Here is an 11,859-nt window from a genome sequence, read left to right on the forward strand (position 1 = left end):
CAGCATATTTGTTTGGATTCTTTTTATAGTCTTTTAAACTAGCAAAAAAAGATTTCCAATTTTGGAACAAACCTTTCATGATTGACTGGCTACATTGCTTAGGCAAAGCTCGATAATCATTTTGAATCATAGCCTTAAATAATGCATCTAGAAAGTTGTAATCTACATAAGGTTTTTCAAAATTAGGTTCTGAAAACAAATTACATGTAATCTCTTTCTGCTCTTCTTTAGGCTTTAATTTCTCTTTTTCCAATTTCTTCTGATAGGCAAGAAGTTGTGTGTCATTCATCTTACCAATATTTTTATGAATATTATCCAGAACTTCTTTTTGCAAAGGCTGCAACTCTTTTTCTTGTGTTAATCCAGTGTACACCTGGCGTATATAAAAGTTTGTGGTGTTGTACATATTCTTAGCGTTATGACAAGATGCTTGAAAATAAGAATACATACGATGCCCTTTTTTAATCCAAATTTGAAGAGTTTTATAGCTTGATGGATTTTCCTTTGTCATTTTATTCACCTCCTTGTTAAGGATATTATAGCAAAAAAAGAACGTACGTTTCCTCTTTTTTCTTGAAAATAAAATATTTCTTTCGATTCACCTCACCACCTTCACTTACGTTTAGAGGTGGGAGTCCTCTTGAGAGACATGATAGAAAATGCCCCTCACATAATTGAGGGGCATTTTTTTCCATTCCATATGGTAAAATGTTACTATCACATATTACGAGGATGGATCACATTATGTCTATTGTAACTTTAGCTCTTTTATTATTGGCGGAAATACTCATTGCCATTATTCTCATCGGTGTTAGCATTGAAATTTGTAGTTACGGATGGAAAAAATCGAATGGAATAAAATACTCTTGCCTCTTACTTTCACTTCTTCTCGGAACTGCTAGCATACTCGGACTTTTCGCCGCACCTGCCTATTTCTTTATACAACTAACAGAAAATGCCTTATAAGAAAGGATGTTAATATGATTACCGTGAAAAATATTGAGGGATCTAAAACTTACGTATTACGTCAAAAAATTTTACGCCCGAATCAAACATTAGCAGATTGTAAATACTCTTCCGACTATGAGACAGACACCTTTCACTTAGGTGCATTTATAAACGATGAACTGATTAGTATCGCTTCCTTCTCAAAAGAAATATATCCTGACTTACTAGCAGGTGTTCATTATCGTCTACGAGGAATGGCCACATTACCTAAATTTCGAAACAAACGCGCTGGAAGCTCCTTAATTCAGAAGGCGGAGCAAGTCTTGCAAGAACGCCAAGCAAATATATTATGGTGTAATGGCCGAATTACTGTAGCTGACTATTACAAGCGCTTAGGCTTCCAGGAACATGGTGAAATCTTTGAAATTGAACCGATTGGTCTTCATAAAGTACTGTATAAAAGAATATAAGAAAAGCTTTCCCGTAACACGGGAAAGCTTTTCTTATATTTCAATCTTCATTTTTTATTTTTTTCATATATATGTATATAAACAAACTAGGAACTAAAAAACAAGCAAGCATAATAAGTCCTGTTATACTAATTTCCTTTATCGAAATATCCGGTGTTACAACGATACAAATAGCTAAAATACCAATAATAATACCTACCGGAATGAATAATAGCTTCATAAAATAACTACGCGATACTCCGCCCGTATGCTCATACACTTCCACCGAATTTTTTAAGTTTAAAAAATTAATAACTATTATCCCGCACATAAATACCATTAATAAATCTGAAACACTTTCATATCCTGCATCTTGCAAAACGTAGCGATAAAAAACAATACCTAGTATGACGATATTTTGTAAGATGAAAACGAGTCTAATATGTTTTAGCCCCTCAATCATTAAACGTTCATCTTTCACGATTCTCATCCCCTCACTCCTCTTCCTCCCAAAATAAATCATTTAATGTTTTGTCTACCGCATAACAAATTTTCAAACATAAATCTAAAGACGGATTGTATTTCCCCTTCTCAATTAAACTAATCGTTTGCCTTGTAACGCCTACTTTTTCTGCTAATTGTTGCTGTGTTAAATCTAACTGAACACGCGCGACTTTTATTTTACTGACAGCCATTCATGCTCCTCCTCTAACCGTATTGTAACATATATATTCCATTAAGTAATTTATATTTTACGCCATTAATTTGATTTTCACTTTATTATACACAAAAAAGGAGCCTCTCATAAGAAGCTCCCTATCCTATATCTATATTATAAGAATAAATGACATCCAAATAAAATTGTAAATAAGTATAGTAACGGATGTACTTCCATCCCTTTCCCCTTCACAATCTTTAAGACTGGATACACTAGAAATCCAATTGCAATTCCATTCGCAATGCTAGACGTTAACGGAATACCAACGAAAATTAAAAATGCTGGTAATGCATCATCAAATTCATTCCAATTAATATCACGAAGACTTTGCGCCATTAAACTACCTACAATAATTAATGAAGGAGCTGTAATAGCTGCTACACTTGATAAAGAAGCAATGACAGGGCTGAAGAATGCCGTTATAATCGTTAGGCCAACAACGACAATACCTGTTAATCCTGTTTTACCACCTGCAGCAATACCTGCTGACGATTCAATCGTCGCTGCTGTTGGGCTCGTTCCAAAGATAGAGCCTGTAGTCCCGCCAATTGCATCTGCAATAAACGCCTTACCAAAACGTTTCTCCGTATTATCTGTAATTAAGCCTGCTTGTTTAATTAAACCAAGTAATGCACCTGTTGTATCAAATAACAGTACAAGTAGAAATGAAAATACAACACCATATAATCCGTATTCAATTACATCTGAAAAGGCGTTGATTGGGTTTGAAACGATAATACCCTCTGGTAAATGAGGCATCGCAACAATTTTATCCGTAAACTTCAGTTGCCCTGTAAAGAAGGCGATAACTCCCGTCACAATCATACTAATAAATAATGCACCGCTTACACGTAATGCCATTAATACCGCCGCTAATATTAAACCAATTAAAGTTAAAATAACGGCTGGAGAATGAAAATCACCAATCGTAACTAAATTAGATGGATGATCAACGATAATTCCAGAAAGGCGTAATCCAATAAAAGCAATAAATAGTCCAATTCCACCTGCAATTGCATGTTTTAAACTATCAGGAATTGCGACAATTAGCTTTTGCCTAAATGAAGTGAAAGATAATAAAAGAAAAATGATACCTGTTACAAATACTGCCGAAAATGCAATGACATATGTAATCCCCTCTGCCTGTTGAACAACAGAATAAGCAAAATACGCATTCATTCCCATAGCTGGAGCAATAACAATTGGATAGTTAGCTAAAAACGCCATACATAGTGTCCCTACAACCGTCGCAATAATAGTTGCTGTAAAAGCTTGATCAAATGGTACACCTGCATCAGATAATATTTTCGGATTGATGACAAGAATATACGCAAATGTAAAAAAAGTTGTGATGCCAGCTAAAAGCTCTTGCTTCACAGAAGTGTTATATTTTTGTAATTGAAACATGGTTATGTACCCTTCCTACATCTGAATTATTATCACACATTCTTTTCTTACTAGTATGTGAGAAAATATAATACTTAATCTTAACAATCAATAAAAAGAAGAGTCAATATATTCACTAATAGTTCGAATTTTAAGTTTAAGTCTGACAAGTACAGATGTAGTACAGTTAACTATGTTTATTTTTGTAGCATAACAGATAGAAATGTTTTATAATTTGAAATAGTTAAATATTTAGTAAACGTATTCAAATATCGTTCACTCTACAAGGAGGATTCTTCTTATGCAGCACACAAACAAATCTGGAACTTTAAATCGAGGTTTAAAAGAACGACATATTACTTTAATGTCACTCGGTTCAGCTATTGGCGTTGGACTATTTTTAGGATCCGCTTCTGCTATTAAGCTAGCTGGCCCTTCTATTCTACTAGGTTATATGATCGCTGGACTCGTTATTTTTTTCATTATGCGAGCGCTCGGAGAAATGGCAATTGAACAACCTGTTGCCGGTTCTTTTAGTAAATATGCTTCTGATTACCTTGGACCACTAGCTGGCTACATTACCGGTTGGAACTACTGGTTCTTATGGGTTGTTACTTGTATGGCTGAAATTACAGCAGCTGGTATCTACATGCAGTTCTGGTTCCCAGATATCCCACGCTGGACTTGGGCGTTACTCGCTCTATTATTAATGAGTGCTTTCAACTTCTTATCCGTAAAAGTATTTGGAGAACTTGAATTTTGGTTTGCTCTCATAAAAATTGTCACAATTATCTGTATGATAATTGTTGGAGCTGGTATTATTTTATTCGGGTTCGGAAACGGCGGTATCGCTACCGGTATTTCAAACCTTTGGTCACATGGTGGCTGGTTCCCGAATGGTTTTTCTGGGTTATTGCTCTCTTTACAAATGGTGTTATTCGCTTATTTAGGCGTTGAATTAATCGGTGTTACAGCGGGTGAAGCTCAAAACCCGAAAAAAACACTCGCAAAAGCAATCGACAACGTATTTTGGAGAATATTACTGTTCTACGTTGGGGCTCTATTCGTTATGATGGCAATTTATCCATGGAACGAACTTGGTGAGAAAGGAAGTCCATTCGTTTTAACATTCCAGCAAATCGGTATCGCAAAAGCAGCAGGGATTATTAACTTTGTCGTATTAACAGCAGCTCTTTCTTCTTGTAATGGTGGTTTATTTAGTACAGGCCGTATGCTATATACATTAGCTCAGCAGAAGAAAGCTCCTGAAAGATTCGGTCGTTTAAATAAAAACGGCATTCCAAGTCAAGGGATTGTAGCAACAGCTATCGTTTTACTCGTTGGTGTTATATTAAACTATCTTGTACCTGCAAAAGTATTTACATGGCTCACTAGTATTTCAACTTTCGGGGCAATTTGGACTTGGGGCATCATTTTAATCGCTCAAATTAAATTCCGTAAAGGATTGCAAACTGATAAAAAGGACAAGCTATCATATAAAATGCCTTTATATCCATTAAGTTCATATTTTTCACTCGCTTTCCTTGCACTAGTATTAGGTATAATGGCGTATTCAGAAGATACAAGAATTGCATTAATTGTTGGCCCAATTTGGCTTATTGGTTTAGCTATCGTGTATTATATGAAAGGGTTCCATAAAATTGATGAAACACCTAATTCCAAAATTAGTTAAGCCCAAAATCTCTTCCTAATTACTAGGGAGGGATTTTTTCATTATTCACACAAATATTTCTCAATCAAATTAACGCTATCTTTACACTATTTAATATTTTCTATCTTTCTTTCCCCCAAAAAATAGATTACATTATTAAAGCAAATATTTTTATTAGGGGGATTCTTCTATGAAGAATAAAAAATGGATTACATTTTCTTTAGCAACAGCAATTACACTAAGTATAGGAGCTTCATTCCTTCCGTCTACTTATGCGGAAAGCTCAGTGGACCCAGCTCCTGAAATTGCTGCAAAAGTTGTAAATCAAAATAGCGGGAAGAAAGTATTATTCGATAATACACACGGTCAAACTGCTGGGACCGCTGACTGGGTTATCGATGGCGGCTTTTCTGACTTCGGAAACGGTATTGCCCAAAACGGATATCATGTAAAAGAACTTCGTAAATCAACACCGATTACGTATGCAGATTTAAAAGACTACAATGTATTTATCGTTCCAGAAGCTAATATTCCTTACAAGAAATCTGAACAAGATGCAATGTTACAATATGTGAAAAATGGCGGAAGTATTTTCTTTATTGCAGATCATTATAATGCAGATCGTAACAAAAATCGCTGGGACTCTTCTGAAGTATTTAATGGATATAGACGCGGTGCTTGGGATAATCCTGCAAAAGGAATGTCTAGTGAAGAAGTAAATTCACAAGCTATGCAAGGAGTAGAAAGCTCTGATTGGCTATCTGACAACTTCGGTATTCGCTTCCGCTACAATGCACTTGGTGATGTTTCTGCTAAAAATATTGTGTCACCTGAACAATCATTCGGAATTACAAAAGGTGTTTCATCTGTAGCAATGCATGCTGGTTCTACTCTAGCTATTACAAACCCAAAACTAGCAAAAGGACTTGTTTATCTTCCAGAAAACCCGTCAAAATGGAATAATGCTGTTGATAGCGGTGTTTATAACGGCGGTGGTATTGCAGAGGGTCCTTATGCCGCTATCGCTAAAGTAGGACTTGGAAAAGCTGCCTTTATCGGTGACTCTTCTCCTGTTGAGGATGCATCGCCAAAATACGTTCGTGAAGATTCTGGTCAAACAAAGAAAACTTACGATGGTTATAAAGAAGAAAACGATGCTATCTTACTAGAAAATATCGTAAATTGGCTATCAAATAAAGAAACATTTACAAGTTTAGATCAAGTAAATGGTTTACAACTGGATTCACCTACCACTTTACAAACATTTGAACAACCAAGCTTATCAACTGAGCCACAACCTGAACCTTGGAGTGCACCAAATGTAGGTTATCAATGGTTTAATACGAATACTTTTAAAGCAGGGTCATACGGTTATAACGGTGCTGTAACAGCACACGACTACGTAGTTACACACCCTAGCACTCTACCAAACAATGAAGTGTTCCAAATCAAAATTCAAGTAAATAACTTATTACCAAACACAACATACACTAATTACTCTTTAGGTATATTCACTACTGGCGGTACACAAGTAGCAAAAGTTCAAAATACAAATGGTACTTGGCCATCTACTTTTGGATATAGTAGCGTATTCTCTTTCACAACAAACAGCTTAGGTTCTGCTGAGAAGATTGTAAATGTGCAAATCAATCCAAATACGACTGGACAAGCAACGCTTCGTCTACGCCAAAATACAACAGCGAAATACAATGAAGCTGTAATAATTGATAAGAAATAATAAAAAAGGCAATCCAAATACGGATTGCCTTTTTTTACTTCTCTTCTTTTGAGAAAAACATCCTTGAAATAACGATACCTATACTACCTACTATTAAGAATAGCACTGCCCTGATCATCATCGATACTTCTGGTAAGTCCAAAAGGAATAGTTTCCCTATCGTTACCACTAACACGACTAAGCCGGCATACAATATTTCATTCATATTTTTATTCCGTCCAAGCCAAACGGCAAATAATGCATATACCATCCATAATAACGATACAGATACGCTTATTATACTTCCATCTGTAGAAAGCACTTCACCAACTCTAGTAATTGCAATAAATACGATAACCATAAACCAATAGAGTGCTATAGAATAAACATATTTTCCAAAGCTCCTTAACACATCTTTCGCTTGTTTCATGCAGTAAAAAAATGTACCTATTAAAATAATATGAGCAACAAACCCCGCTGAAATGAAATGATCAAATGGGCTAAAAATAGTCTGTATCATTCCAATCGCATAAATCGTCGCACTAACATACAATTTTATCTGTTGTTTTACTTTAATTGCAGTCACCATTCCGAGGAAACCTTGTAATAACAATACAATCGCTGCATTCACTAAACTATACTCATATAAAATCGCTAAACTAAATGCACCCATTGCGAAACCAAATAAAAGATTTGTAAATGTAGAATGTCGATTCTTCCTATATTCAAACACGAACATAATAGCGTGCACGAGTGCGCTAATCATTAATCCCCATGTTGTAAATTCAGGTATTTTTGAAATAGCTAATATAAAGAAAACTGCATTCGCACTAAATATCGCCAAGCGTGGCTCTACTATAAAACTTCTCTCCGTAAACATATGCCAAAATAATAGCAAGTGAATCAAACCATAAACAACCGTTAACTGTATTTGCAAATCCTCTACTAACATTGACATAATAGCAAAGAAGACAAAAAGGACAATAGCAGCAACGGCGTAAGAAATCATATATAAATACTGATAACGACGTTTCAACGCATACCATAACAAGCTAAGTGTTAGTATCGTCTCATATCCAAAGAAAATATACGGATTAGGAGTCGTACTATTTAATAAGAATGGTACGAAGAAAGCTCCTACCGCTACGAAAATAGTCAGATACTCCGATTGATACCTCTTCGCTACATAAATCCCTAAAATGACCCATGCAATATTACATACAAACGCAACACTTGCTGGAATAAAGCCATATAAATAATGTGCCGCAAATGTCGTTAAAACTATACCCGTTATACTTCCTCCTGCTAATACTAATCCTAACGCTTGCCGCTCTCGTTTTATTTGAATATCCCCTACATAATAAAAACCGATAGATAGGACAATACCAAACTCAATTCGTATTGCTGGTGTTAATAATCCGGCATCTACCCCTGCTTTAAATAACCATATTACTCCAAGTAACATAATGCCAACAAATATGCGTGGTAACCAAGTTTGGCAAAACTTAATAATATTAAATGGTTCTGGTTTAAAAGCAGATATATCCACTTGTTTTATCTCACGTTCTTGCACAGGCTCTTTTATTGTAACTACTTCTTCTTTTGGCTTTTCCTCCATCACCGTTTCAATATATTCTTTCTTTTCCTTCCTAACATGTTGTTGAACATTTTCTACTTCTATTTCTCTCTGTTTTGCTTTCAATTCAAAAAGAGCTTCTTGCATCGTTTCAATTGTCGTTTCGAGTGCTTCTATTTTCTTATTTAAATCTTCCTTCATAAGCTCTCCCCTCACCATTGATTTTTCCACTCAACCTATATATTACCAATTATCTTTATCATACTCTTAGTCTATTCATTTTCAATACTATTTTTCCAAAAAAAGAAAGGTGTTTTCCGAAATAGGAAAACACCTCTTGCTTATTTCTTCTTATTTAAAACAATACTCACAATAACGCCAATACAAGCACCTATAATAGCTGGCACAATCCACCCAACACCTTCTGTATAGAACGGAATGTATTTCAATACTGATGTCCACTGATTCATCATCACATTTTTATTAAAAATATCGATTGCACTAAATACTCCTACAATCCCAACAGTTATTGCATATACATATGCATACTTCCCAATATATTTATGGAATAACCCTAAAATAATAAGCGTTAATGCAACTGGATAAATAAATCCAAGAATCGGTACTGATACTTTTAAAATTTGTGTTAATCCTAAATTAGCTAAAATCATACTAACAAAACTTAATATAAATGCCCAAACTTTATAAGTTATTTTCGGAAATGCACTTGCGAAAAATTGACTACAAGATGTAACAAGTCCAATTGAAACACATAAACACGCAATCGTAAAAATAAGACCTAATAAAACGACTCCACCTTGTCCAAATAACGTCGTCATCACTTGTACTAATACGTTCGCCCCATTATCAAATGTACCTAACGAACCGCTAATTGAACCAACATATCCAAGTATGACATAAATAATAGATAATAATAGCCCGGCACCAATTCCAGCAATACTCATATATTTCGCTAAACCTTTATCATCTTCAATACCTTTTGCACGAAGAGCATTTGCAATAACAATCCCAAAAATTAAAGCTGCTAATGCATCCATCGTTAAATACCCATCTAAAAACCCTTGGAACATAGGAGCTTGTCCATAGTTTCCAGCAGCCTCTTTTACATTACCTACTGATGTAAACATGCTCTTTATAAAGATAAGGGCAATCATACCTAATAATAACGGTGTTAAAACCTTTCCGAACAACCCCATTAATTTAGACGGCGATAAACTTAACCAGTACACAATACTAAAGAAAATAACCGTGTAACATAATAAAACTATACTTCCCGATTCTGTGAAGAACTGACCTGGTCCCATTTCAAACGCTAAACTTCCTGCACGTGGTATACCAAGTCCTGGTCCAATAAATACATACACGATACACGGAAAAATAATGGCGAATGAAGAATGAACTCTACCCGCTAGCGTTTGAAAACTTCCTGCTTTTGCAATCGCAATAACGCCCAATATAGGAAGACCTGTTGCTGATATAATAAAACCTACTAATGAAACCCACACATGTTCTCCTGCTTCATACCCAAGGAAAGGTGGGAATATAAGATTCCCCGCTCCAAAGAACATCGAGAATAACATAAGACTAATCAGTAAAATTTCTTTTTTCTGTAACAATTTCATTTCTTTCTCCTTCTTTAATTTCATCTTTTATGAAATCAATTTCACATATAAAAAAACGCAATAAACCGCATCCTTACAAAGAAAACATAGTCCATAGTCTAACATAAAAGAAACACCCATTCTATAGCTATATCTCTTTTCCAATTTCTTCTGAAAAATCAACCTTTATTGACTTATAATAGTTAATAAGGTAAAATATTAAATGTACAAAATTATTAACTTTGTTTTTGTTTGTGTCAGGAGGAAAATAACATGGAATCAGCGATACAACTAGAAAGAGAACAACAAAGAAAAAAGAAACATCCTCCAGGTTTATACTTACTCTTCTTTACAGAAATGTGGGAAAGATTTAGTTACTATGGATTACGAGGATTATTAACATTATATTTAACAACAGCTTTAGTAAGCGGTGGTCTTGGGTTTAGTCCCGCATGGGCACTCTCTATTTACGGATTTTATACTGGAGCCTGTTATTTCACACCAATGATTGGTGGATACTTAACAGACCGGTTCCTAGGTAGACGAAAAGCGATCACAATTGGTGGTATAACAATGGCAATCGGTAACCTTACACTATTTGCCATGCAAAACCAAGTTGGCCTATACCTCGGATTAGCGCTTATTATTATCGGTAATGGATTCTTCAAACCGAATATCTCTACACTTGTTGGAGAATTATACGAAGAGAATGATCCAAAACGTGATAGTGCATTTACCATTTTCTATATGGGTATTAACGTCGGGTCATTTTTAGCTCCACTCGTTTGTGGATTTTTATCAGAAAATTTATTCAAAACAACGGTTGATGGCGTCGTACATTACGGATTCCGTTACGGTTTCTTAGCGGCTTCAATCGGAATGATCATTGGACAAATTTTATTTACAACATTATCAAATCGCTTCCTTGGTGATATCGGTAAAAAACCAACTCGCGATTTGCAAGCAGCTGATGGACAACCATCAGTAGGAGATACACCGTTAACGAAAAAAGAAAAACAACGTACCGCAGTTATCGTCATTTTAACATGCTTCGTTGTCTTCTTCTGGGCTGGCTTTGAACAAGCTGGTAGCTCATTAACATTATATACGAACAAATTTGTAGACCGATCTGTATTCGGATGGGAAGTTCCAACATCTTGGTTCCAATCGGTCAATCCATTATTTATTATTTTACTTGCTCCAGTCATTTCAGCATTATGGGCAAAACTTGCAACTCGTAAGCGCGGGGATTTAAAAATCCCAACTAAAATGGGACTTGGTATGATCTTGCTCGGTATCGGTTATATCATTCTCGTTATCGCTACATTAAAAACAGGTAGCGATGAACATAACATTACTGAAAAAGCAAACTTACTATTTATCGTCTTTACGTATCTTTTCCATACGTTAGGTGAGCTATTCTTATCACCTGTGGGACTATCAATGGTCAGTGCACTTGCCCCAGTAAAACTTGCTTCTTTATTAATGGGAGTATGGTTAGCAAGTTCAGGAATCGCCAACATTTTAGGTGGACAACTGGCAAGCTTCACAACTTCACTTGGATACGCTGAAGTATTTACCGTAATCGGAGCTGTAGCAATTGTATTAGGTTGTGTTTTATTACTAATTTCTAAGAAACTAGTGAAATGGATGGATTAAAAAAAGATGAGGGGATTTTAAAATGTACCCTATAGAATAGACACTTGAAAAAAGTCTATTCTATAGGGTATTTCTTGTATAATAAAAGGAAAATCGGGATCGGAGAATGTTA

At 35.3% G+C, this 11,859-nt stretch carries 10 protein-coding genes and 1 pseudogene; 5 read left to right on the forward strand and 6 right to left on the reverse strand.

Going from position 1 to position 11,859, the window contains the following annotated elements; genetic code table 11:
• Window positions 1-511 (reverse strand): annotated as a pseudogene (locus FOT98_RS29380) (RNA-guided endonuclease InsQ/TnpB family protein); the annotation flags it as partial.
• Window positions 512-708: 197 nt separating this feature from the next.
• Here FOT98_RS29380 and FOT98_RS29385 point away from each other — a divergent pair.
• Together FOT98_RS29385 and FOT98_RS29390 are read left to right on the forward strand one after the other, a co-directional pair.
• Window positions 709-966 carry a DUF4022 family protein gene (locus FOT98_RS29385; RefSeq protein ID WP_080467717.1) on the forward strand — a complete coding sequence of 86 codons (258 nt, stop codon included), beginning with the start codon at window positions 709-711 and terminating at the stop codon, window positions 964-966.
• Window positions 967-980: 14 nt separating this feature from the next.
• The gene (locus tag FOT98_RS29390) at window positions 981-1,418 is read left to right on the forward strand and encodes a GNAT family N-acetyltransferase (protein ID WP_063262078.1); all 438 of its coding nucleotides are present in this window, start codon (window positions 981-983) and stop codon (window positions 1,416-1,418) included.
• Between the two features lie 40 nt (window positions 1,419-1,458).
• On the opposite strand, the gene FOT98_RS29395 is transcribed toward FOT98_RS29390, so the two are convergent.
• The 3 genes from FOT98_RS29395 to FOT98_RS29405 all read right to left on the reverse strand — a co-directional run bounded on the left by FOT98_RS29395 (window position 1,459) and on the right by FOT98_RS29405 (window position 3,522).
• Entirely contained in the window at window positions 1,459-1,887 is a 429-nt protein-coding gene (locus FOT98_RS29395) for a hypothetical protein (protein ID WP_063262079.1), read from the reverse strand.
• A 4-nt stretch (window positions 1,888-1,891) separates the two neighbouring features.
• On the reverse strand, window positions 1,892-2,092 hold the full coding sequence (locus FOT98_RS29400) for a helix-turn-helix transcriptional regulator (RefSeq protein ID WP_000301181.1): 201 nt from the start codon (window positions 2,090-2,092) through the stop codon (window positions 1,892-1,894).
• 137 nt (window positions 2,093-2,229) lie between these two features.
• Window positions 2,230-3,522, reverse strand: coding sequence for an NCS2 family permease (locus FOT98_RS29405; protein WP_061676320.1), 1,293 nt, complete (start codon window positions 3,520-3,522; stop codon window positions 2,230-2,232).
• A 280-nt stretch (window positions 3,523-3,802) separates the two neighbouring features.
• Between FOT98_RS29405 and FOT98_RS29410 the strand changes: the two genes are divergently transcribed.
• The gene (locus tag FOT98_RS29410; protein WP_063262080.1) at window positions 3,803-5,194 is read left to right on the forward strand and encodes an amino acid permease; all 1,392 of its coding nucleotides are present in this window, start codon (window positions 3,803-3,805) and stop codon (window positions 5,192-5,194) included.
• A gap of 169 nt (window positions 5,195-5,363) precedes the next feature.
• On the forward strand, window positions 5,364-6,911 hold the full coding sequence (locus FOT98_RS29415; RefSeq protein ID WP_063262081.1) for a hypothetical protein: 1,548 nt from the start codon (window positions 5,364-5,366) through the stop codon (window positions 6,909-6,911).
• Window positions 6,912-6,945: 34 nt separating this feature from the next.
• On the opposite strand, the gene FOT98_RS29420 is transcribed toward FOT98_RS29415, so the two are convergent.
• On the reverse strand, window positions 6,946-8,667 hold the full coding sequence (locus tag FOT98_RS29420; protein ID WP_063262082.1) for a DUF2339 domain-containing protein: 1,722 nt from the start codon (window positions 8,665-8,667) through the stop codon (window positions 6,946-6,948).
• Window positions 8,668-8,807: 140 nt separating this feature from the next.
• Window positions 8,808-10,109 (reverse strand): branched-chain amino acid transport system II carrier protein BrnQ1, encoded by a 1,302-nt coding sequence (gene brnQ1, locus FOT98_RS29425; RefSeq protein WP_063262083.1) that lies wholly within the window; start codon window positions 10,107-10,109, stop codon window positions 8,808-8,810.
• A gap of 252 nt (window positions 10,110-10,361) precedes the next feature.
• On the opposite strand from brnQ1, the gene FOT98_RS29430 reads away from it, so the two are divergent.
• Window positions 10,362-11,747 carry a peptide MFS transporter gene (locus FOT98_RS29430; protein ID WP_063262084.1) on the forward strand — a complete coding sequence of 462 codons (1,386 nt, stop codon included), beginning with the start codon at window positions 10,362-10,364 and terminating at the stop codon, window positions 11,745-11,747.
• Window positions 11,748-11,859: the final 112 nt, after the last annotated feature.

The organism is Bacillus sp. HY001 (assembly GCF_007558965.1).
Taxonomy (GTDB): domain Bacteria; phylum Bacillota; class Bacilli; order Bacillales; family Bacillaceae_G; genus Bacillus_A; species Bacillus_A mobilis.

Excerpts from the sequence above, each read along its gene's own strand:
- FOT98_RS29385 (WP_080467717.1), top strand. The coding sequence starts at position 709 with ATGTTACTATCACATATTACGAGGATGGATCACATTATGTCTATTGTA.
- FOT98_RS29390 (WP_063262078.1), top strand. The coding sequence starts at position 981 with ATGATTACCGTGAAAAATATTGAGGGATCTAAAACTTACGTATTACGT.
- FOT98_RS29395 (WP_063262079.1), bottom strand. The coding sequence starts at position 1,887 with ATGAGAATCGTGAAAGATGAACGTTTAATGATTGAGGGGCTAAAACAT.
- FOT98_RS29400 (WP_000301181.1), bottom strand. The coding sequence starts at position 2,092 with ATGGCTGTCAGTAAAATAAAAGTCGCGCGTGTTCAGTTAGATTTAACA.
- FOT98_RS29405 (WP_061676320.1), bottom strand. The coding sequence starts at position 3,522 with ATGTTTCAATTACAAAAATATAACACTTCTGTGAAGCAAGAGCTTTTA.
- FOT98_RS29410 (WP_063262080.1), top strand. The coding sequence starts at position 3,803 with ATGCAGCACACAAACAAATCTGGAACTTTAAATCGAGGTTTAAAAGAA.
- FOT98_RS29415 (WP_063262081.1), top strand. The coding sequence starts at position 5,364 with ATGAAGAATAAAAAATGGATTACATTTTCTTTAGCAACAGCAATTACA.
- FOT98_RS29420 (WP_063262082.1), bottom strand. The coding sequence starts at position 8,667 with ATGAAGGAAGATTTAAATAAGAAAATAGAAGCACTCGAAACGACAATT.
- brnQ1 (WP_063262083.1), bottom strand. The coding sequence starts at position 10,109 with ATGAAATTGTTACAGAAAAAAGAAATTTTACTGATTAGTCTTATGTTA.
- FOT98_RS29430 (WP_063262084.1), top strand. The coding sequence starts at position 10,362 with ATGGAATCAGCGATACAACTAGAAAGAGAACAACAAAGAAAAAAGAAA.